The following is a 20,466-nucleotide window of genomic DNA, read 5'->3' on the forward strand; positions in this document are numbered from 1 at the left end:
GGTGCAACGACGTCAAGCCCGGGGCTTCACCCTGCTGGAGTTGTTGGTGGTGATTCTGCTGATCGCCCTGACTGCCGGCCTGGTGGGCCTGGTCAACCCTGACTCGGGACCGCGCCAGGCACGCCAGGAAGCCCAGCGCCTGCAGGACCTGTTGCAGCTGTTGCGCCAGGAAGCGGTGCTCGGCTATCAGGACTACGGCCTGCGCATCGAACCTGACGGCTACTCGGTGTTGCAACTCGATGCCCGGGGACGCTGGGTCCCGGCTACGGATTTTCGGTCGCAGCCGTTGCCGCCAAAGCTGCGCCTGCGCCTGGAAGTGCCCGAGGCCGGCCCGACCCTGGGCGCCAGCAGCACCCGTAACGGCCTGCCGCAATTGCTGGTGCTCTCCAGTGATGAAACCAGCGCCTACACCTTGTCGATCGAGTACCGCAACCAGGCACTGCTGAGCCTTTCCAGCGACGGAATACAGGATGCACAACTTGAAACCCAGGACTGACCAGGGCTTCACCCTGCTGGAAGTGATGGTCGCCCTGGCGATTTTTGCCACCTTGTCGATTGCCCTGTTCAGCGCGGTGCAGCATGTCGCGGTGAACAGCGCCAACCTCACCGAACGTACCCTGGCGTTGTGGATCGCCGACAACCGAATGAATGAACTGCGCGCCGGGATGCAGGAGCCACCCGCACGCCATGCCGAAGAACGCATCGAATTCGGCGGCCGCAGTTGGTGGTTGTTCAGCGACGTCGAGACGGCGGCCGACACTCACCTGCTGAAGGTCCAGCTGCGGGTGTCCGCCGAATCCAATCCGCAGCAGGCCCGTCAATACAGCCGCGCGCAGCTGCTCGGTTACCTTGAGGCCCGGCCATGACGCAGCGTGGTTTTACCCTGCTGGAAGTGGTGGTGGCCATTGCCATCTTCAGCCTGCTGGGGCTGGCCACCTATCAGTTTCTCGACCGAGTCATGCGCAGCGACCAGCGCATTGGCCAGCACGAGCAGCAACTGCGGGCCTTGCAACGGGCCATCAGTGTGCTGGAGCGCGACCTGGTCCAGGCGCGGCGCCAGCCGCTACTGGACGACCCCAGCCATAGCCAGGCACTGATCAGCCAGCCCGACGGTATCAGCCTGGTCCGCGGCGGTTGGAGCAACCCCCTGGAATACCCCCGCAGCAATCTGCTGCAGGCCAGCCATCGCTGGCAGGACGGCGTCTGGCTACGGGAAAACCGCGCCCTGTCACAGCCCCTGGCGGCGACCGATGAGGCGCAGCGCGCGCCCGGCCCGACTGGCCAGCAACAGCAACTGCTGACGGGGGTGCAACTGACTCGGCTGCGCTTTATCGACGGTCTCGGCCAGGCCCATGAGCATTGGCCAGTGGGCACTGAGAGCCTGAGCCTGCCGGCGGCGCTGGAGATCGAACTGGACGCCCCGGGTTACCCGCAGATCCGCCGGGTGATCCTGCTGCCCGGCGGCCTCGACAGTGACGCGGAGCCGGGCAATGACTGACCGCCGCCGACAACGGGGCATGGCCCTGCTCAGTGTGCTGCTGATCACCGCCCTGGTGACCCTGATGGTCAGCAACATGCTCGCCCGCCAGCGGCTCAGCCTGCACAGCAGCCGCAACCTGGTGCAACAGCAGCAACTCTGGCAGCTGGCCTTGAGCGGTGAAAGCTGGGCCCGCCAGCAACTGCTGGAAGACGCCCGTAGCGAAGGCGGCCTGCGAGTGACTCACCTGGGCCAGCGTTGGGCGCAACCGACGCCGGTACTGGAGGTCGACGGTGGGCGTATCCACATCCAGCTGGAGGACCTCAGTGCCCGCCTCAACCTCAACAGCCTGCGCCAGGGCAACAGCCTCAACCTGCGCGCCCGCTACCAACGCCTGCTGGCCCAACAAGGGATCAAGGCCCATGACCCGGCGCTGCTGATCGGCCAGAGCAACCGCGACGGCGTGCCGCTGCCCTTGGGCGATCTCAGTGAACTGCGCCAGTTGCCCCAGGTGGACAGCCAGGTCCTGCAGCAACTCGCGCCCTGGGTGGACGCCTTCGACAACAGCACGATCAACGTCAACACCACCCGCGCCGAGATCCTGGCCAGTATCGAAGGCATCGACCTGCCCACCGCCCGCAACCTGGCCAGCGCACGCCCGGCCAAGGGCTATCCCGACGTGGCGGCCTTTCTCTCCAACCCGATGCTCCAGGGCCGGGACATCAGCCCTCAGGGACTGGGGGTCGGCAGCCGGCTGTTTCGCGCCACCGTCGACGTCGAACAGGGCCAGCGACGGCTGCGACTGGTCAGCGATCTACGGCTGATGGATACCAAGAAAGTCCGGGTACAGCAGCGCACGCTGCTGCCCAGCCCTCCCCCTGATCAACCGAAAAACGAGTAACCCGACATGAGCCAGTGGCTTTACCTTTCCCCCCACGCCACCGGTGCGATGCCCTGGCGCTGCTTCTGGTGGCGGGCTGACGGCCCCCTGCAGCAGGGCGATCTGCAGCAGGCCGCGGCGGACCTGGGGCAGCAGCCACTGATTCTGCTGCTGCCCATGGAAATGGCCAGCCACCATCAGGTCAGCGTGCCTGCCCGTAGCGGTCGCTGGCTGCGCCAGGCGTTGCACAGTGCCCTGGAAGAACAGTTGATCGATGAACTGGACAGCCTGCACTTGGCCCATGGGCCGCTCAAGGACAAGCGCCATTGCCCGGTGCTGGCGCTCAATCGCGAGCGCCTGGGCCACTGCCTGCACCAACTGGAGGCGCTGGGCCTGCAGCCCATGCGCATTCATGTCGACGCCGACTGCCTGCCCCTGGATCAGTCCCGGGCCCTGGCCTGGGACGGTCGCTGGCTGCTGGGGGGCGCGGCGCCCATGCGCCTGGCCCTGGCGCCCGATGAGCTGGCAGGCCTGCGGCCCTTGCTGCCCGCGGACCTGCACTGGCAAGGGCCGCAGCCTCCGGCGCTGGAGGGGCTTGACCCGCAGCACTGGCAGGTTGATGAACGCCCCTGGGACTGCCTGAGCCTGGGCTCGCAGCAGGCCATCGACCTGCGCCAGGGCGAGTTCCTGCGCCGGCCCCGACAAGCCGCGCCCTGGCGCCTGGCGCTGCTGGGGCTACTGCTGGTCGCAGCCGCGCAACTGCTGCAGAGCAGCGGCCAGCGCTGGTACCTGGAGCACCAGAGCGACCAGCTCCAGGCCCAAAGCCTGGCCCTCTGGCAGCAGCGTTTCGCCGATGAAGGCCCGGTGACCGACCTGGCGACGCAGATTCGCGCCAAGCAACGCCAAGAGGTAGAGGAAAGCCCCGGCAGCGCCGACAAACTGTCGCGCCTGGCGGAACAATGGAGCGCCAGCCACGGCGCATTGGTCCTGGTCCAGCGTATCGACTACCAAGCTGGTGAAGGCTGGAGCCTGCAAATCAGCGCACCAGCCTTTGCCGACCTTCAACAACTGCGCGAAGGCCTGATTGCCCAGGGCCTGGACGCCAGCACCGACTCCTCCGTACGCGATGCCCAAGGGGTGAGCGCGCGGTTGCAGATCAAGGAGTGAGGCGTGAACCCGTCCGTAGTAAAAAAGTCGCCCCTGGCCGCCCTGCTGCGCCCATCCCAAATCCACTGGCAGCGCCTGGCCAAACGCGAGCAACGGGCCCTGCAGGGTCTCGCTGTGTTCACCCTGCTGACCACCTTCTATCTACTGCTCTGGCAACCGCAGCAACAGGCCCTAAGGGATGCCGAGCAAGGCTTTATCGAGGCAACGCATTTGCACCAACAACTCCAACAACTGCCCGCCGCCAGTGCCTTCAATCCGCTGCCGGCGATTTCCGCCGACGCCCTGCCCGGGTTGCTGGCCCGCTCCACCAGCCAGGCCGGCCTCAACCTGGAACGCATGGACCACGAAGCCCCGGGCCGGATCAGCGTGGCCCTGGAAGGACCACTGGGGAGCCTGATCGGTTGGGTCGATCAACTGGAACAGAAGCAGGTGGACGTGCTGTCGTTTTCCATCGAGGTCAACAAGGATGCCCTGGCCACCGCGCGGCTGCAGGTGCAGACCCGCTGAAACCTTGACCGCAGCTTGAAACCTGGACAACAAAAAGCCCGCCGAAGCGGGCTTTTTCTGGCTCAGCGCCAGGGATCAGTCATCGCGACCCAAGATCCCGAACAGCTGCAACAGGCTGACGAACAGGTTGTAGATCGATACATACAGGCTGATGGTAGCCATGATGTAGTTACGCTCGCCACCGTGGATGATAGCGCTGGTCTGGAACAGGATGCACACCGAGGAGAACAGCACGAAACCGGCGCTGATCGCCAACTGCAGGCCGCTGATCTGGAAGAAGAAGCTGGCCAGCACTGCGCCCATCAGGACGAAGAAACCGGCGGTGATGAAACCACCGAGGAAGCTCATGTCCTTGCGGGTGATCAGCACGTAGGCCGACAGGCCGCCAAACACCAGCGCGGTCATGGCGAATGCCGAGCTGACCACTTCAGCGCCGCCCTGCATGCCCAGATAACGGTTGAGAATCGGGCCGAGCAGAAAGCCCATGAAGCCGGTCAGGGCGAATGCCGAGACCAGGCCCCAGGCCGAATCACGGAGCTTGTTGGTGAGGAAGAACAGACCGTAGAAGCCGATCAGCACCACGAAGATGTTCGGATAACCGACGCGCATCTGCTGCGCCACATAGGCCATCACACCGCTGAACGCGAGGGTCAGGGCCAGCAAACCATAAGTGTTGCGCAGGACGCGGCTAACCTCTAGCTGCTCGGCCTGCACGCCGTTGTTAACTGCGTAATCCTGTTCGCGCATGGCGACACTCCTGTTGGGGGAAACATTTAGTGGCATGGATGATAACAGAGGCTCTGTAACTCGCGACGCAGAGAGTTTGACAGTGTGTTTCATTCGGGTATTATGGCGCCCGCAACACGATCTGGAGGTGTGGCCGAGTGGTTTAAGGCAGCGGTCTTGAAAACCGCCGACTGTAACAGGTCCTAGAGTTCGAATCTCTACGCCTCCGCCAAATCTCAACGAGAAAGCCCTGATTTTTCAGGGCTTTTTTGTGTCTGGGGTATTTTTCAGGAAGCACTCCACAAACGTCGTTACAAAACTATTTAGCAACCGTTATAAAACTTCCCTCCTTCGGCGCCCTGCCGACCGCGCACCAACCATCCCCCTCAGTTCGTCGGCACAAATCGCGCCATGATCAAGCCCCGATTACTGTGTGCACATACAGCATTGGATTCGAGGTAGTACTGTGCACACAGAAGACGACACAGCCGATTGGCTGGCCATTCCTTCGCCCCTGGAAACCTGCAAGCAGCACATCCTGCTGCTGGAAATGAGATCGCAGAGCTGAACCTGCAGCTGCGAGCAGCCCGGGAAAACATCTACAAGCTGGTCAACATGCAGGCGCAGACCGAGAAGGACCGCGACGAGGCCCTGGCCCGTCTGCGTGATAAGGCCGGAGAAGCGGCGCGGTTGCGCCAGAAGGTCAGCGACCTGGAAACAACAGTCCGGAGTAAGGACCAGGCGAACGAGGATCTGCGCCGGCAGTTACCAGAAAGCGCTAGGAGAGCGTCACGCCGAGAATGATAAGGGTAAACAGGTACGTCGCAGCCACTGGTTAAAATCGCGCAGTAGAGAGAAATTCACCAGCTTCACATAACAAAACTCTACTGCACCGAGCCTAAGATTTTATCGCCACCATTTAGCCTAGAGACCTGTTTGTACAACTGGGCATTTCTTGGCGATCTCGTTCTCAATTGCGGCAGGCGTGCTGTGTTCTACCAAATGTTTGAACCTACGCTGCAAGGCAATGCCTGCAACGCTACAGTCCTCAGAGTTGGCAAGCGCGACGGCTGCGCTGTATGCCTGATAACAGGCCTCAGCATCGACTACCTGCTTTTTGCACTGACTGAACAACTGGAATGTCAGGTCCGGATCGGTCACGTAAGTTTGAAATTGCGGGTTGGACCTGAGGCCATTCAGTACCTGAGGAAGCACCAGAAAATTAACTATCACTAGGAGTGACATGGCTGAAATGGTCAGCAATTTGAACGGCATTGTCAGTCTCTCATCGATATGCACAAGCATCATAACCCGCGCATATAGAGTTGCTTCCGTGCGCCGCCTTTCTGAAATGCTAGTCAGGTGCTTTCAATCAGTCACATTTAGGGTTGCCCTAACATAGCTGTCAGTTTTCCGCGACAGCGCTGTAGGCCTGCTCACACGTCACTCCCCTGACCCCGCGTTAATCTCTCGATAGCCCACGCCTTTTACAACAGGATCAAGCATCAGAGAACATCGCCGGTCCGCGACTCGGGATTCCCTCACTGACCGGGGAGTACAGCATCCTCATTGACAGCAACTCCTACCTCAAGGCGATTCAAACCGTTTACAACTGCGGTCTCTTGTCAGATCCGTTTCAAGCGCTTTCATAATTGCGTGCCACGATTCAGCGCATTAGACAACGTGGCGCAGACTACTTGCCCCGGCGCTCGATACCGACTGGTGCCTTATCACTACGCAGGCAGCGCGAGCAGTTCAGTGCCCGACTTAGCCAGGCCTTCACCCGCGGCCAGTACCTGACCATGAAAAAGTGGCGAGCGCCGGCCTGGGCCATTGCTCATCCTTTAGCTCTCACCCCGCTGATACTTCGTGATCGGGGGCTACACATGACTATGACGAGTGCTGCGTCTAAGCTATTGGCCTCTAACTGCGCATCACCACGCGGACCCAAGCAACCCCAGAGGTTTTCTGGCGACAAACAACCATCGCTGGGGCGCCTCAAGCCTCTATGTAGATGAAAGAAGGAAGCTCATGGCTGTTCCAACCTCCAAGACAGAATTGCTTGCGGCCATTACCAAGACGTTCAACAGGCTGATGGACGATCTAGTCGAAGTTGCGCCTGATCGTACGCGCGACACCACAATGACGGGGCATGTCGAAGGTACCACCATGAGTCCAGCCGATCTGGTGGCCTATCTGATTGGATGGAACGAGCTGGTCCTGAAATGGCTAGACCGCGACGACCGGGATGAGTCGGTTGACTATCCAGAGGTCGGCTTCAAGTGGAACCAACTTGGCCTGCTGGCGCAGAAGTTCTACGCAGATTACAGCGCACTCGGGTGGCATGAACTGCTCACCCGCCTGGCAGAAGCGAAGACAAAGCTTGCAGCGACGATAGCGACAAGATCAGAAGAAGAACTCTATGGCGCCGCTTGGTACGGAAAATGGACCAAAGGGCGGATGATCCAGTTCAATACCTCATCTCCTTACGCCAATGCCCGAACCCGCCTTCGCGCGTGGCTGAAGACACAAGCCTGAAACGTGGACACCTACCTACCCAGCCACACTTGATCAACTTTGCACTACCCATCTAGCACCGCCTGGTTGATTAAGCTTTGCCGAGCCTGTTCTTTCTCGCGCTCTTCACGCTCTGCCAGGGCGCGGGCCTGCCTGTCGCCAGCTTGACGGGTGCTCCAGCGCGCTTGCCACTCGGCATCCTTCAGCGCATTGCCGTGGCCGTATGCACTGAACAGCGCCCAGGCTCCAGCGCCTGGGCATTCATGCCCGCACCTTCACGACCAGGCTGGGCAGAGCCACGCCGCCGGCCTACCCGGCAAGGCCGCCCGGGATGATTGATCAGGCTCAGGGCGGCGCATCCAATCGGAAAAGATCACTGGCGCTTTCCAGCAAAGGCGGCACAAAAAATTGTACGTTATTTTTTTCTTGTACAATAATTCGCAAGACTTCTTTTCACAAAATGGTCTGCGGATTTAAAGCTAAGAAGCCCTTGGATCTTTACACGCTCCTCAACTGGATTGCGCTTGATGAATATGACTCGCCGGCTATACCTCGTCCTGGGCGACCAATTATCTTTCGACCTCGCCTCATTGCAGGGGCTTGATAAAGAGAGCGATACGGTGCTCATGGCCGAGGTGATGGAAGAAGCCAGCCATGTTCCACATCATCCGCAAAAAATAACCCTCATTTTCAGTGCTATGCGCCACTTCGCAGAAGCATTGCGACAGCGCGGGATACGAGTTCAATACGTCACCTTGGATGATCCGCAAAGTAGCGGATCGATACCGGATGAGCTACGCCGCTGGCAAGCGTTGATACATCCAGACCAAGTGCACCTGACCGAGTGTGGCGACTGGCGTCTTGAGCAATCAATCAAGAACTGTGGCTTAGCGATCCAGTGGCATCCCGATACTCGCTTTCTCTGCAAACGCAGCGAGTTTTCTGACTGGGCAAAAGGCAAAAAACAGCTGCGCATGGAGTTCTTTTACAGAGAGATGCGCCGCAAGAGTGGGTTACTGCTCAATGGCGACGGCAGCCCGGTCGGCGGCGCCTGGAACTTTGATGCAGAAAATCGCAAGGCCTTGCCCAAGGGGGTCAGGCCCCCTTCGCCAGCCCGTTTCAAGCCAGATGCAATCACTCAGGAGGTGCTTGCGTTGGTGGCCACACACTTCAGCAACCACTATGGCGCTCTCGACACATTCGACTACCCGGTAACCCATGCCGAAGCTCAGGCCCTGTGGGATTACTTCCTCGACTGGGGCCTGGCAGCCTTTGGTGACTATCAAGACGCGATGGCCAGCGACGAGCCCTTTCTGTTTCATGCCCGTATAAGCGCTGCGCTCAATATTGGCCTACTGGATCTTCGCCAGCTTTGCAGCGATGTTGAGTCAGCATACTGGTCGGGCAGCATTGCACTTAATGCTGCCGAAGGTTTTATTCGCCAACTGATCGGCTGGCGGGAATATGTCCGTGGCGTCTACTGGCTGAAGATGCCTGACTATGCCAATGGCAATATGTTCGGCAACACCAGGTCGCTTCCAGAGTTCTACTGGACAGGCGAAACGAAGATGAATTGCATGCGCCAAGCCATCAGCCAAAGCATCGAGCACGCCTACGCTCACCATATCCAACGGCTGATGGTGACCGGTAATTTCGCCCTGCTCGCTGGCATCCTACCGAGCCAAATATGCGAGTGGTATCTGGCGATCTACATGGACGCCTTCGACTGGGTGGAACTGCCCAATACACTGGGCATGGTCATGCACGCCGATGGCGGCTATCTAGGCTCCAAGCCTTACTGTGCGAGTGGCCAGTACATCAAGCGGATGTCTGACTATTGCCGTGACTGCGCTTACAAGGTGAGCGAAAGCACCACTGACGACGCTTGTCCTTTCAACTCGCTCTATTGGCACTTCCTGATGCGTCACGGCGACCGTCTGCGCGGCAATCAACGCATGAGCTTGGTTTATAAAAATCTCGACCGCATGCCTGAATCAAAACAGCAGGCGCTTTGGCAACGTGGCCAGTCATTGCTCACCAAATTAGATGCAGGTGAGTCATTTTGAAAAAGAGTGAGCTTCCGGTCAAAACCTGCGCCACCTGCGGCCTCCCCTTCACCTGGCGGAAGAAATGGACTCGCTGCTGGGGCGAAGTACGCTACTGCTCGGAACGTTGCCGACATAATAAATCGATTGAACGCTGATCTATAAAAAAGGCCTTCATAGGGCCTTTTCGTATTCCAATCAAAGCACTTGGTCAGCCAGGGCTCAACGGGGCCAGATTGTGAATCTTCACTTGGCGGACATTCGAGAGTATCTGCAGTCACTGCTGCTCGGTGATCGACAAGGTAGACCGCAATAATTGCCGCGTTGGCATCACTGATGGCTAAAGCCTGAACCGCCAGGAACTGCCCATCCTGTGAGTCGAGTTCAAGATAAACATCGTCCCCGTAGATCGATCGATACGTCGCCTGGAGGTAGGCGAGGATTTTGCCGTAAGTCGGCGCAGTGATACCGGTTAGCCTTGGCGATATCGCTGTGCAGATCGGCAAGAGTCTTGTTGACGCTCTGGTTCATCGGTAAAACATGGCGCAGGCGGGGGGCGTTACTCATCTGCTAAACCTCACGCCACGACTTGTTGCGTTCAAACCCTTGGAGAAAACGATGCAATCACTACCAGTCTCTCCGTCCATCGTTGGTGAGTCACTTGAGCTGCGCCCCCTGCAAGCTACGGATTTCGAATCACTGTACAGCGTCGCATCCGACCCATTGATCTGGGCTCAGCACCAGAGCAAAACGCGCTACCAAGAGCCTGTATTTCGCGAATGGTTTAACGAAGCACTTACATCAAAGAGTGCACTGATCGTTATCGAACGCGACAGCGGCAAAGTAGTAGGCAGCTCTCGCTACTACGAATACAGCGAGGAAGGGCGTGAGGTTGCTATCGGGTACACATTTTTATCTCGCGAGAAATGGGGAGGCAACGCTAATAGGGAGCTAAAGCGCCTGATGTTAAAGCACGCATTTCAGTGGGTCGATACCGTTTGGTTCCACGTCGCGGGTCAAAACATTCGCTCACAGCGAGCAATGGAAAAGATTGGCGGGGAGCTCTCACACAAATTAATAAAACCGCTAACTGAAGGCTCGCAAGAGAACTACTTTTACAAAGTTGAGCGCGCAACATTCGAGGACCGGCATTCGATTATTAACTCATGACCCAGTCCAATCTCACGCCACGATTTGGCATACGCTGAAAACGTGGCGCGGATTACTTATTCCGTCGCTCAACACTGTCGAGCGCTTTGTCACAGCGCTGACAGTGCTCGCAGTCCGCCGTCGCGGGCCTTCCCGCTCAAGCAGCTCCTGCTCGAACAGGGTCACCTCGTAACGCAGCGTTTCATCGTTGCGAAAGATCTCGAACAGCATACGTTTATCGCTCTCCCAGCACTCAAGCCCAAGGCCGTCATGGCCTTTTATGGCGCTTGAAGCACAGTAAAACTTGTACTCGATTCCGTGCACGCACACGCGGCACCTCCACTGATTGAAGGCTCAACGATACCTCGCCTCGAAATCCACTAGATCATCAGGGTTCGTCGTTCCGCTTTCAGCAAAGGCCGGAGCCCTCGGTTCACTCGCCCGATCAAAATAATAATAATTACTATTACGGGTTTTCCATTTTGGTTCGGAAGTACTAGTGAAGACCTTCACTACTCTGCGAATCGCAAGGAACCCAGTATGTCGGAACGCTGCAAGCCACTGCGCGCCTGCCCATCACCACGGCAGGTCTCAGCCTATTTTGAATTCAATCGAACGTTCACCGCCGCACACATCGCACTGCTACTGAGCCTGAGCGGCGCGTCCATGACCGTGGCTGCAGCGCCACCCGCCGAACTGGCTGAACAGCAAGAAGAACATCGAAAGAGTACTGGCAGCGGCAGCCTGGAGTTATCCGAAACAATGGTCGAAGGCCGCATGGATGCCCCTGGAGAACTGCCGCCGGCCTACGCCGGTGGCCAGGTTGCCTCAGGCGGGCGCGTCGGGCTGCTGGGTAACAAGGACTTCATGGAGACGCCTTTCAGCACCATCAGCTACACCGAAAAGTTCATCGAGGATACTCAGGCCCAGAACATCACCGACGTGATCGCCAAGACCGATCCCGCGGTATTCAGCAACGGGCTGAAAGGCACCTTCAGCGAGAATTACTCAATCCGCGGTTTCGCCTCCAGCATCAGCGACGTGGCTGTCGGCGGCCTGTACGGCGTTGCCCCCTTCTATCGGATCTCACCCGAAATGTACGAGCGCATAGAAGTGCTCAAGGGCCCATCGGCCTTGCTCAACGGCATGCCGCCCGGCGGCTCGGTTGGCGGCAGTATCAACCTGGTGCCCAAGCGCGCAGGTGCCGAGCCGCTGACACGGGTGACCACAAACTACATGTCTGATGCGCAGTTTGGCGGGCACCTCGACGTTGGCCGGCGCTTTGGCGAAGAGCAGCAATTGGGCGTACGTTTCAACAGCGTCTACCGGGATGGCGACACGGCGACCGATCACCAGCAGATGAAAGCCCAGCTCAACTCCCTCGGCCTGGACTGGCGTGGCGAGCGCGCGCGCTTGTCCGCCGATCTTTACCAGAGCGAAGACCGAGTCAAAGGCCAGAACCGCGGCATCAGTCTGGCTCCGGGCGTCCCCGTCCCCAAGCCACCTAAATCCGACACCCTGCTCAACCCAAGCTGGGGCTACGTCGATACCAAGGATAAGGGGGCGATCGTACGCGGCGAATACGACCTTAGCGACAACGTCATGGCTTACGCTGCGGCGGGCACCAGCAAGACCGACTATGCCTACAACGGCGTCATGTCCGCCCAGGTACTGAATACTGCCGGCGACCTGCAGAGCACCATGGGCCAGTTGAAGATCGACTTGGAGAAAACCTCGGGCGAAACCGGCTTGAAGGGCAAGCTGGACACCTTCGGCATTGGCCACCAATGGTCGATCAACGCCACGCACTATTCCGACAAGGAAAAGGACTACGGCCGTCGATCCGTCCCCGGCGCGAACTGGCTCACCAATATCTACCATCCCGTGTGGGGCCCAGAGGCCGCAGAGAGCTGGCCAGCAGTGCTGCACACCGAAACGCGCCTGACCAGCTACGGCCTAGCCGACACCTTGTCGTTTTTCGAGGACCGGCTGCAACTCACCCTGGGCGTTCGTCGCCAGCAAGTACTGACCGACTCCTTCAGTGTCACCACGGGGCGACGCAGCTCCCGCTATGACGAAAGCGCTACAACCCCCGCCGCGGCGGTGCTGGTCAAGGTGACTGACGACGTATCGCTGTATGCCAACTACATCGAAGGGCTGAGCAAGGGCGTCAGCGCACCATTGACAGCGGCAAACGCCGGCGATGTGTTCGCGCCCTACAAGTCCAAGCAGAAAGAGGTCGGGGTCAAGGTCGATCTTGGCGATTTCTCCCATACCCTGAGCCTGTATCAGATCGAGCGCCCCAGCAGCTACACGGACCCGGTCACGAATGTGTTCTCCTTTGGCGGCGAACAGCGCAACCGTGGCGTTGAGTGGAGCTTCTTCGGCTCGCCAATGACCGACGTGCGTCTCATGGGCGGCATCGCCCGTCTCGACCCCAAACTCACCAAGACCGCAGGGGGCGTCAATGAAGGCAAGACAGCCACCGGGCAACCGAAGCTGCAAGGCAAGGTCGGGGTCGAATGGGACACGCCGGTCGTGCAAGGCTTGACCTTGACCGCCAATGCGACTGCCGTGTCGAAGCAGTACATCAGCGCCGACAACTCGCTATCGCTGCCGGGTTACACCATCTATGACATGGGCGCGCGCTACACAACCCAGGTCGCATCCCAGCCACTGACCTTGCGCGGCACGGTGAACAACGTGACCAACAAGGCTTACTGGGGGATGCCATTGCTGACCAGTCTGGGGTTGGGAGCACCGCGTACTGTGCAGCTTTCCGCTACTGTAGATTTCTAGCCTGAAGAGAGTTCCTCCTACACCTCTCGGTCGCAGGGACGAGGATCGATTCTTGCCAGTGGTACGTGGCAGAAATCGATTCTGCGAGAGGATCAAGGCGGATGAGCAGCCATGCAACGCCGCACTGGCCAAGACTGTCTGCTGGGCCTTTTCATTTCCCTACCAGCGACCTAGTGCGGAGAAGGCGCGCCCTGAAAAGCGGTGTAGGGCAAGAATAACGTGTCGGCAACAACGCTGAATGGCAGATCAATCACTGCCAGCGGCACCAGCGCCAAAAGGGCACCGGCACTTTCGTCCGATACCGCTTTGATCAGCTCGATATCAGTGAAACTTCCACAATAGGGATGCGCCCCACAACCGGGGCGATCCCCGAAGGTTTCAGCAAAAGTCGAACAACCACCCAGTAGCATAACCATCGCCGCCGCTATCAAGACCCGCATGTCGATCCCTCTTTGGGTTTGGCGGGACTGTAGCATTGGGGACCAGTGCAAAAAAACCGGCGCATAGGCTGGGATCTTCCGATCCTGATCAACCTTGCGCCGGCAGCGGCGAAGGAATCCACCCGCTACAACGCTATGTCACGGCCAGAAGCAGTCGTGAGAAAAAGTGCTCGCGACAATTTGAAAGGTTTGTCGTGACGGGTGTTGAGAGGCTATCGCCCCGGCACAAACTGCCCGGGATCGGGAAATCGCCACCGTTCTCATGAATGATGATCCCGAGCATCACCCGGCTCAGGGCCGCATGGCTCCTGATATCGATCACTTCATTCGGCTTCACGCCCAGCCGCTGGATTACCCTGAACATCCTGATTATTCCTAGTTCCAGCACGCCCCTATTAATAGGGACAAGAACAAATCCCAATTCGAAACTATATATATAGCAAAAATAAGCTTGCTATAGTCCTAGTAGTCAGCGCGCAGCAACAGCCAATCAAATTCAATGTAACAAAGGACTGACCCTGCCGGCATGGATGCTTGTTTCTGCTGTCGCACTTCCTCTGCTACACCTATGGCGATTGCTGCAGCGGACCTCAAGAAAGCCATGGCATCACGAAAACAAACAGAATATTAAGCGACATTGACTGGCGTGCCATACGACTGAAATGTCGCCTAATAGTAGTTAAGGGGCAACATGAAACAAGGCCACACATTTGTTTCATACGTTTACAACAGCCTCTGATTAGCACCTGCTAAACAACAAGCAATACATCCACCACCAAAGGGTGGAGCCCGAAGCATTTCAATTTGACATCTTTTACCGTAACAGGAGACGACTATGAGACAGGTCCAGAAAATCACCGTTAACAACAAAGGCGGCTACGTATTCAATTTCTCGGTCCAATGGCTGGGCAGCGACGGCCGCTGGGTGACCTCCGAGTGGAATAGCGGCAACTTCCCTGTGGCAACTTCGCGGACGACTCCTGACCTGAACACCATCGGTGTCCCGGCCAATGCGCTGGCGGTGACGGTCTACGGGCACGCGGTGGCTGGGACTTCCGGCCAGGGAACGCCGTTTCTCGCCTTCGCCGCAAACGGTCAGATCGCTACATATGACGCAGTCGGGACTACGTTCATTGGCTTTGCAATCAACTTGATCGAGTAGATCGAAAGCTTCTCCCGATGATGCCTGGCGTCAACTTTCCAATGAACCATCGTTGGGGGGTTGGCGTCAGTGCACATCACTCAAAGACCGTCTATTTTAAGTTGCAAGAACTTATCTGGAAACCTCAATGAGAAAAGTCGAGCGAATTGGCTGCCTTAACAACGGCATCTTTATCATGAACTTTTCGATTCAATGGTTTGATTCGAAGGGAAGCTGGCGCACTTCCGCCTGGAATAGCGGCAACTTCAACAACGGCCTGTACAAGGTGAGCCCTGCACTTTCATCGATCGGGGTCCCGGCGGATGCAATTGGGGTAGCGCCTTACGTTTCCGCAGTTCTGGGAAACAGTAACCAAGGAACCCCCTTAGTTCAGTCGGCGAATAACGGCAAGCTGGCGGCCTATGAAGTCACGGGGACGACCTTGCACTTCACAGTCCAACCTCTGCCGTGGAGGAACTGGGCTCAGAACATCGTCCATACAATGACGATCGATGGTGAATATTACTTCTCGCCGACGAACCTTGTTGAACTTCAAGACATCGTCAGTCAAGCGCCCAAGGCTGGCGCAACAGTGCGTGTTTCCGGCCAGCGGCATGCACAACCGGCACTGGTCGCCGAAGACCATCGCATCGCCCCGAACCCTAGCCGCTGGCTCATCGATCTCTCCTGCTACAAGGACTTGGGTTCCGGCGGCAATCAGTCCATCGTGTTGCATCCCTCGGGAACCAAGGTCACGGTGAATACCGGCGTGCGCGAGGACGAACTGGATGCGTTCCTGACCACCCATGACTTGATGCTCAAGACCGTGACCGCCGGCGGTTTCTTCAGCCTTGGCGGGATGACGGCGGTTGACGTGCATGGTGCGACCATCAACGCGCCGATCTTCGCGGAAACGGTCTCGGCGTTCAGCATCATGGGGGCGGATGGCCAGGTGAAGACCATCGACAGAGAGACGCCGACAGTGGATGGTTGGTCGCCTTTACAGTTCGCACGCGTCTCTCTCGGTGCCCTGGGGGTCGTCACCTCGGTCACCGTGGAGGTGATGCCACGCCCCTGGGCCACGACGTTGAAGTCAGGCAAGGACGCAAAGATCACTTGTAACGATGAGCAAACGTTCATCGCCCGGTTCAAGACGCAACTCGCGAACCATGATCGCGTTGAGTCCTTCGTCAACCCGTACACCAACGACTTTCTGATCTTGTGGTGGGACGTGGTCTCGTCCCCAGCGACGAACATTCCAAACTTGAGGAGCAACGTGCCGAGTGCGTGCGCCCTGGCGGAAGAGAATGTCTTCGGCGCGCCCTATCTGATACCGATGGAGCCGATTCTCGAGCCGCCCCTCATTGCGGCTCAGTATGCGGGAGTCAAAACCGCGGCCAGCGCGATCATTGATGCCGGATACCTCACGATCGAAACACTCTTCGATCAGGCCGCGGCGGTCTACTCCGACTTGTGGCTGACCAAGGCTTCGCGCGTGATCTTCATGTCTTACTTTATCGAACTCCCGGTTCTCGATGACGCAGGGCTCGGCAAGGCCTGGCAGGGCCTTGACGCGGTAATGGCGCGCCTCAAGAGCTCCAGCGACTTCCTGCTGGTTGCTCCGATGGAGTTCCGCTTCGTCCGTGGCGGCGACAGCGCATTGGCTGGGACGTACACCGAAACCCCCAATGCGACCTTCGTCAATCTGGACCTTATCGGCTACGTGCCGGCCGTCGCGGCGTCTGAGTACCCCAATCGCTTACTGCGTTTCTTCGCCGACATCGAGCGGGCCTGGGTGGCCTTGGGAGGCATGCCGCACACCGGCAAGATGTTCGGCTTCTACGACCCGAGTCGACCGGCTGGAACGTTTTCGCCACCGTTCAACCCGGCGTTCATCAAGGACCTGGCGCAGCGTCGCAGTGCAAGAACCCAAGCCTTCGAGTCCTACCGTAGAACCTGCGATCCGCAGGGCGTTTTCCACAACAGTTTCGTAGCGGCACTGCTGGGCGAGACAACTCGATAGAACATCCCTGCCAGGGCGACACGCACAGGGTGTGTATTGAAAAGATCATGGCGTTCGAGTCTCTAAACCCTCGCCAAACCTCAACGAGAAAGCCCTGATGAGTCGGGGCTTTCTTGTGTCTGGGATTTGATAGCGGTCGCGCATTATCCAGAGCGTTTTCGCATTTTTCCACCTTGTGCCTGAGTCGAAAGCTGATCGCCTCAAATCGCGCAGCGCCCACGCCTCAATCACTGTTTGCGCACCAGCTTTTTGCCGTCCCCACCTCAAGCGCACCTGCACGGCGTCGATAACCTGAGGATCTGAAGGAGAACCCCATCGTGTTAATCACCTCTGCAACCCATCCCCAGGCAACAGTCCCTGAGCCCTCTAGCGCCATCAGGATCGAGACGGCTGAAACCCCAGTCGCTGCCGATCAAGGCGAACCAGGCAGCGGTATCAAAGTCACGCTGTCCCCTGAAGGAACAGCCAAAGCTTCAGCTGAAAAAGATAAAAACGCGGATATTGATGCCAGCAATCTGCCGGATGGCATAAAGAAAATCCTCAAAGTCATCCGCGAGATACAGGAAAAAATCCAAAAGAAAATGGAAGAGCTGGACGCGATCAGGAACGATCAATCGCTGAGCGACAAAGACCGTGACGCAAAGACGCAAGGCATCATGGGCGAGTTGGGAGTCCTGACCAGCCAACTGTCCTCCAGCACCAATAACCTGCACCGGGCAGAGAACGAAATGAAGCTGTCCACGGCGCAGAAGAAGCTCTCCAGTTACCTTTCAGCCCCTAAGAACTGAGGCCCTGGGAGCAATGGCCGCCCTTTCCCATCAGACAATGGATGTGCAACCGGCCCCGGCAACTTGATTGCCCCTTGACTGGCTCCCTGACCGACAGGACTGAAAGCCACCTGCGGACCGCTCGCGAGATTGCTCCAGGCAAAAGAAAACCGGCGATTGCTCGCCGGTTTTTTTCTGCTGATCTTCAGGCGGGCAACGTCACGAAGAATCGCAACCCTGCCCGCCCGCGAATCAATGCGCCGCGTTCAGGGTCAGGCGCATCTGGCGGTTCACATCCTTGTACAGCAGGTAGCGGAAGCGACCCGGGCCACCGGAGTAGCAAGCCTGCGGACAGAAGGCCCGCAGCCACATGAAGTCACCGGCCTCGACCTCGACCCAGTCCTGGTTCAGGCGGTACACCGCCTTGCCTTCCAGCACATAGAGGCCGTGTTCCATGACGTGGGTTTCGGCAAAGGGAATCACGCCGCCCGGCTCGAAGTTGACGATGTTGACGTGCATGTCATGGCGCATGTCGCTCATGTCGACGAAGCGCGTGGTGCTCCAGCGACCCTCGGTGTTGGGCATCACCCGCGGCTCGATTTCCTGCTCGTTGGTGACGAAGGCGTCCGGGTATGGCACGCCGTCGACTTTCTGGTAGTGCTTGCGGATCCAATGGAAACGCGCCTCGGTGCCACTGGTGTTACGCAGCTTCCAGTCGGCGGCCGGCGGAATGAACGCGTAGCCACCCGGCTTGAGGACGTGGACCTGGCCTTGCAGGGTCAGGTTCAGTTCACCTTCGACGACGAACAGTACCGCTTCGGCGTTCGGGTCCTGTTCGGGTTTGTCGCTGCCACCATTGGCGCCGACTTCAACGATGTACTGCGAGAAGGTTTCGGCGAAACCGGACAGCGGGCGGGCCAGGACCCACATGCGCATATTGTCCCAGTGCGGCAAGTGGCTAGTGACGATGTCACGCATCACGCCCTTGGGAATCACCGCGTAGGCTTCGGTGAACATCGCGCGGTCGGTGAGCATCTCGGTCTGGGCCGGGTGCCCGCCGTGCGGCGCGTAATAAGTGGTTTTCGACATGCAGACTCTCCTCATTGTTGTTTTGTTGCCCGGCGTGGAAACGGCACCAGGGTGAACAAAGCGGCAGGTCGACGCGCCGTGGCTCAGGTGCGGACCGCTGATGACGACAACGATATCCAGCCGTGCATTCATGCACAAATTAAATGTTGGAATCCGTATTATTCACTTATCGAATGCCAGACTTCTTCAGCCCCTGGTCTCCTGCGCCAGCACCTGTGACAGCACTTGCGCCAACGCCTTGACCATAGGATCTGCCTGCGGACGATGCAGCAGCGCCACTTCGAAGGCATCCACAGACGGCAGCACGGTATTTTTCGGCAACACCCGATGATCCGCGGTCACGGCCCGCAGCGGTAGAAGGCCGATGCCCATGCCGTCGGCAATCGCCGATTGCAGGCTGCTGAGGCTGGAGCTGGTGAAGCTGATGTGCCAGCGCCGGCCGATGGACTCCAGGGCGTTGATCATCTCGTCGCGGTACACGCCTCTTGGCGGAAAGGTCACGATGGGCAACGGATCGAGGTCGATGCAGGGGTTCTTTGCACTGTCCACCCAGCAGGTTTTTTCCGGCCAGCAGAGCAGCGCTTCGCGGCTGTTCTGGCGCTGCTTGAGCAACACCAGATCGAGCTCGCCACGATCATAGCTGGCGCTCAGGTCGCGGCTCATGCCGCTGCTGACCTCCAGCTTGACCTGGGGGTAACGCCGGTTGAAGGCCGCCAGTTGCGCGGTGGTACGCCCAGCGGCGAAGTCGTCCGGGACGCCAATACGCACGGTCAGGGCGACCATGGCGCCAGACAGGGCCTCGGCCATTTCATCGTTCAGCGCCAGCAGGCGCCGGGCGTAGCCCAACAGTGTTTCGCCGGCATCGGTGGGCAGCACATCGCGGTTGCCGCGCTCCAGCAAGCGGTGCCCGGCCATGTCTTCGAGGCGGCGGATCTTCTGGCTGATGGTCGACTGGGTCGAGTGCAGGCGGCTCGCGGCAGTGGTGAAACTGCCGCAATCAGCCACCGTGACAATCGCCCGCAACAGGTCGAGGTCGAACAAGCGATTATTGGATTTTTCACTGTCGCTCATGAGGTTATCTATTTTCTGAATGCGTATGCGCTTTCTACCGGTTCTTGCCCTGGGTGACAAACACCCCTTGCCGGGCCACCGCCTGCCGTGCTCAAAAGCCCGAATGAAAACCGTTCTTTCGAAAAACGGAGCAGGTCCACCGCACACTCATTCTCTAGATTCGACGACTCCGAGCTGACTCGATAGCTGCACCTGCGTGCACACTCTGGACTGTAGTAGGCGGTGCTGACGGATAACCACCAGCTCCTCCCGGTCGAACCGTCGACTCAGCCCTTGTTCTTGTTTTTCGCCCCACCCTGGCGGGCCTTGAAGCGTGGATTGGATTTGCAGATCACGTAGATCCGCCCACGACGCTTGACGATCTGACAGTCGCGGTGACGGTTTTTGGCTTCTTTGAGGGACGACAAGACTTTCATGGGGGATTACTCCTGGAAGGGATCTGACAATGTAATAACATATCATAATCACCAATAGGAATAATTATCAACTGCAGGCCAATGCGGCCTGACTCCTTGTCCTGAGGGCGGCATAGTCGTCTTGAAACTAAAGGTCGTCGAAAAGCAGTCGCTACCTTTAATTCAACCTCCCACTGAAGGATGCAGTGCCATGGAAATCAATAATCGCCCTTTGCCCCCACTGACCAGCGGCGGCACCCGCCCCCCCATCAC

24 protein-coding genes and 1 tRNA gene are annotated in these 20,466 nt (G+C 58.5%); 16 read left to right on the plus strand and 9 right to left on the minus strand.

Annotated elements, in window-relative coordinates; translation table 11 throughout:
• The first annotated feature begins 1 nt into the window (after position 1).
• The 6 genes from gspH to gspM are packed head-to-tail and all read left to right on the plus strand — an operon-like array spanning position 2 to position 4,031.
• Positions 2-496, plus strand: a complete 495-nt coding sequence (gene gspH, locus GV819_RS20540; protein ID WP_161757874.1) for a type II secretion system minor pseudopilin GspH — start codon at positions 2-4, stop codon at positions 494-496.
• Positions 471-866 carry a type II secretion system minor pseudopilin GspI gene (gspI, locus tag GV819_RS20545; protein ID WP_161757875.1) on the plus strand — a complete coding sequence of 132 codons (396 nt, stop codon included), beginning with the start codon at positions 471-473 and terminating at the stop codon, positions 864-866. The genes gspH and gspI overlap by 26 nt, the downstream gene beginning before the upstream one ends.
• Entirely contained in the window at positions 863-1,498 is a 636-nt protein-coding gene (gspJ, locus tag GV819_RS20550) for a type II secretion system minor pseudopilin GspJ (protein ID WP_161757876.1), read from the plus strand. The genes gspI and gspJ overlap by 4 nt, the downstream gene beginning before the upstream one ends.
• A complete protein-coding gene (gspK, locus tag GV819_RS20555; protein ID WP_256667552.1) occupies positions 1,491-2,378 on the plus strand; it encodes a type II secretion system minor pseudopilin GspK in 888 nt (295 codons plus the stop codon). Before gspJ ends, gspK begins: the two co-directional genes overlap by 8 nt.
• Positions 2,379-2,384: 6 nt before the next feature.
• Entirely contained in the window at positions 2,385-3,524 is a 1,140-nt protein-coding gene (gspL, locus tag GV819_RS20560; protein ID WP_256667553.1) for a type II secretion system protein GspL, read from the plus strand.
• Positions 3,525-3,527: 3 nt separating this feature from the next.
• Positions 3,528-4,031, plus strand: coding sequence for a type II secretion system protein GspM (gene gspM, locus GV819_RS20565; protein WP_368668922.1), 504 nt, complete (start codon positions 3,528-3,530; stop codon positions 4,029-4,031).
• A 75-nt stretch (positions 4,032-4,106) separates the two neighbouring features.
• Here gspM and GV819_RS20570 read toward each other — a convergent pair whose 3' ends face one another.
• Positions 4,107-4,778, minus strand: a complete 672-nt coding sequence (locus tag GV819_RS20570; protein WP_161757877.1) for a Bax inhibitor-1/YccA family protein — start codon at positions 4,776-4,778, stop codon at positions 4,107-4,109.
• 123 nt (positions 4,779-4,901) lie between these two features.
• Here GV819_RS20570 and GV819_RS20575 point away from each other — a divergent pair.
• A tRNA-Ser gene (locus GV819_RS20575) sits at positions 4,902-4,989 on the plus strand.
• 260 nt (positions 4,990-5,249) lie between these two features.
• On the plus strand, positions 5,250-5,561 hold the full coding sequence (locus GV819_RS20580) for a hypothetical protein (RefSeq protein ID WP_161757878.1): 312 nt from the start codon (positions 5,250-5,252) through the stop codon (positions 5,559-5,561).
• 120 nt (positions 5,562-5,681) lie between these two features.
• On the opposite strand, the gene GV819_RS20585 is transcribed toward GV819_RS20580, so the two are convergent.
• Positions 5,682-6,032, minus strand: coding sequence for a hypothetical protein (locus GV819_RS20585; RefSeq protein ID WP_161757879.1), 351 nt, complete (start codon positions 6,030-6,032; stop codon positions 5,682-5,684).
• 756 nt (positions 6,033-6,788) lie between these two features.
• Between GV819_RS20585 and GV819_RS20590 the strand changes: the two genes are divergently transcribed.
• Positions 6,789-7,295, plus strand: a complete 507-nt coding sequence (locus GV819_RS20590; RefSeq protein ID WP_161757880.1) for a ClbS/DfsB family four-helix bundle protein — start codon at positions 6,789-6,791, stop codon at positions 7,293-7,295.
• A 44-nt stretch (positions 7,296-7,339) separates the two neighbouring features.
• Here GV819_RS20590 and GV819_RS33555 read toward each other — a convergent pair whose 3' ends face one another.
• A complete protein-coding gene (locus GV819_RS33555; RefSeq protein WP_161757907.1) occupies positions 7,340-7,510 on the minus strand; it encodes a DUF2514 family protein in 171 nt (56 codons plus the stop codon).
• Between the two features lie 291 nt (positions 7,511-7,801).
• Between GV819_RS33555 and GV819_RS20600 the strand changes: the two genes are divergently transcribed.
• From GV819_RS20600 to GV819_RS20610, 3 genes are all read left to right on the plus strand, one after another.
• Positions 7,802-9,340, plus strand: a complete 1,539-nt coding sequence (locus GV819_RS20600) for a cryptochrome/photolyase family protein (RefSeq protein ID WP_161757881.1) — start codon at positions 7,802-7,804, stop codon at positions 9,338-9,340.
• Positions 9,337-9,477, plus strand: a complete 141-nt coding sequence (locus tag GV819_RS20605; RefSeq protein ID WP_161757882.1) for a DUF2256 domain-containing protein — start codon at positions 9,337-9,339, stop codon at positions 9,475-9,477. The genes GV819_RS20600 and GV819_RS20605 overlap by 4 nt, the downstream gene beginning before the upstream one ends.
• A gap of 460 nt (positions 9,478-9,937) precedes the next feature.
• Entirely contained in the window at positions 9,938-10,489 is a 552-nt protein-coding gene (locus tag GV819_RS20610) for a GNAT family N-acetyltransferase (protein WP_161757883.1), read from the plus strand.
• Positions 10,490-10,501: 12 nt separating this feature from the next.
• On the opposite strand, the gene GV819_RS20615 is transcribed toward GV819_RS20610, so the two are convergent.
• A complete protein-coding gene (locus GV819_RS20615; protein WP_178126045.1) occupies positions 10,502-10,699 on the minus strand; it encodes a hypothetical protein in 198 nt (65 codons plus the stop codon).
• A 309-nt stretch (positions 10,700-11,008) separates the two neighbouring features.
• Here GV819_RS20615 and GV819_RS20620 point away from each other — a divergent pair, with 309 nt between their 5' ends.
• On the plus strand, positions 11,009-13,267 hold the full coding sequence (locus GV819_RS20620) for a TonB-dependent receptor (protein WP_161757885.1): 2,259 nt from the start codon (positions 11,009-11,011) through the stop codon (positions 13,265-13,267).
• A gap of 170 nt (positions 13,268-13,437) precedes the next feature.
• Here GV819_RS20620 and GV819_RS20625 read toward each other — a convergent pair whose 3' ends face one another.
• Together GV819_RS20625 and GV819_RS20630 are read right to left on the minus strand one after the other, a co-directional pair.
• Positions 13,438-13,707 carry a YceK/YidQ family lipoprotein gene (locus tag GV819_RS20625; RefSeq protein WP_161757886.1) on the minus strand — a complete coding sequence of 90 codons (270 nt, stop codon included), beginning with the start codon at positions 13,705-13,707 and terminating at the stop codon, positions 13,438-13,440.
• Positions 13,708-13,840: 133 nt separating this feature from the next.
• On the minus strand, positions 13,841-14,071 hold the full coding sequence (locus GV819_RS20630; protein ID WP_161757887.1) for a hypothetical protein: 231 nt from the start codon (positions 14,069-14,071) through the stop codon (positions 13,841-13,843).
• A gap of 471 nt (positions 14,072-14,542) precedes the next feature.
• Here GV819_RS20630 and GV819_RS20635 point away from each other — a divergent pair, with 471 nt between their 5' ends.
• The 3 genes from GV819_RS20635 to GV819_RS20645 all read left to right on the plus strand — a co-directional run bounded on the left by GV819_RS20635 (position 14,543) and on the right by GV819_RS20645 (position 17,659).
• Entirely contained in the window at positions 14,543-14,869 is a 327-nt protein-coding gene (locus tag GV819_RS20635) for a hypothetical protein (protein ID WP_161757888.1), read from the plus strand.
• 127 nt (positions 14,870-14,996) lie between these two features.
• Positions 14,997-16,871, plus strand: a complete 1,875-nt coding sequence (locus GV819_RS20640) for a D-arabinono-1,4-lactone oxidase (protein ID WP_161757889.1) — start codon at positions 14,997-14,999, stop codon at positions 16,869-16,871.
• A gap of 317 nt (positions 16,872-17,188) precedes the next feature.
• On the plus strand, positions 17,189-17,659 hold the full coding sequence (locus tag GV819_RS20645; protein WP_161757890.1) for a hypothetical protein: 471 nt from the start codon (positions 17,189-17,191) through the stop codon (positions 17,657-17,659).
• 231 nt (positions 17,660-17,890) lie between these two features.
• Here GV819_RS20645 and GV819_RS20650 read toward each other — a convergent pair whose 3' ends face one another.
• The 3 genes from GV819_RS20650 to ykgO all read right to left on the minus strand — a co-directional run bounded on the left by GV819_RS20650 (position 17,891) and on the right by ykgO (position 20,214).
• Positions 17,891-18,727, minus strand: a complete 837-nt coding sequence (locus tag GV819_RS20650) for a bifunctional allantoicase/(S)-ureidoglycine aminohydrolase (protein WP_161757891.1) — start codon at positions 18,725-18,727, stop codon at positions 17,891-17,893.
• A gap of 186 nt (positions 18,728-18,913) precedes the next feature.
• On the minus strand, positions 18,914-19,798 hold the full coding sequence (locus GV819_RS20655) for a LysR family transcriptional regulator (RefSeq protein WP_161757892.1): 885 nt from the start codon (positions 19,796-19,798) through the stop codon (positions 18,914-18,916).
• 266 nt (positions 19,799-20,064) lie between these two features.
• Entirely contained in the window at positions 20,065-20,214 is a 150-nt protein-coding gene (ykgO, locus tag GV819_RS20660; protein WP_020297337.1) for a type B 50S ribosomal protein L36, read from the minus strand.
• Positions 20,215-20,466: the final 252 nt, after the last annotated feature.

The sequence above is a fragment of the Pseudomonas sp. Fl5BN2 genome (assembly GCF_009908205.1).
Taxonomy (GTDB): Bacteria; Pseudomonadota; Gammaproteobacteria; order Pseudomonadales; family Pseudomonadaceae; genus Aquipseudomonas.